At 41.6% G+C, this 421-nt stretch carries 1 rRNA gene; it reads left to right on the top strand.

What is annotated here, in order from left to right:
* Positions 1-421: ribosomal RNA gene (locus NBZ85_RS31950) — 16S ribosomal RNA — on the top strand; the annotation flags it as partial.

The raw sequence follows: 421 nt of genomic DNA, 5'->3' as shown, positions 1-421 counted from the left end.
GTATAGTATAGTCGCAAGGCCGAAATACAAATAATTAGACGGCCTGAGAGCAAACGGAGTGAAGCATGTTATTTAATACGATAACCCGCGTACAATCTTACCAGCTTTTGAATCTTAGACAGGTGTTGCATGGTTGTCGTCAGCTCGTGCTAATGGTGTCTGGTTAATTCCAAACAACGAGCGCAATCCTTACTTCTAGTCTCTCTAGGAGTTTCCAATTGATCTTATCAATGGTTTAAGGAATATGACAAACCCTCATGGCCCTTATAAGCTGGGCAATAGACGTGCCACAAGAATCTTTACAAAATGACGCGAAATGGTAACAATGAGCTAATCATCAAAAAAGATTAATGTACGAATTGTGGGCTGGAACTCGCCCACATGAAGTAGGAATTCCGAGTAATCGCGTATCATTACGACG

The sequence above is a fragment of the Frankia tisae genome, from assembly GCF_025403405.1.
GTDB classification, from domain to species: Bacteria; Actinomycetota; Actinomycetes; order Frankiales; family Frankiaceae; genus Frankia; species Frankia tisai.
The sequence above is the reverse complement of the archived record's forward strand: the minus strand, read 5'-3'. Positions and strand labels throughout refer to the sequence as shown.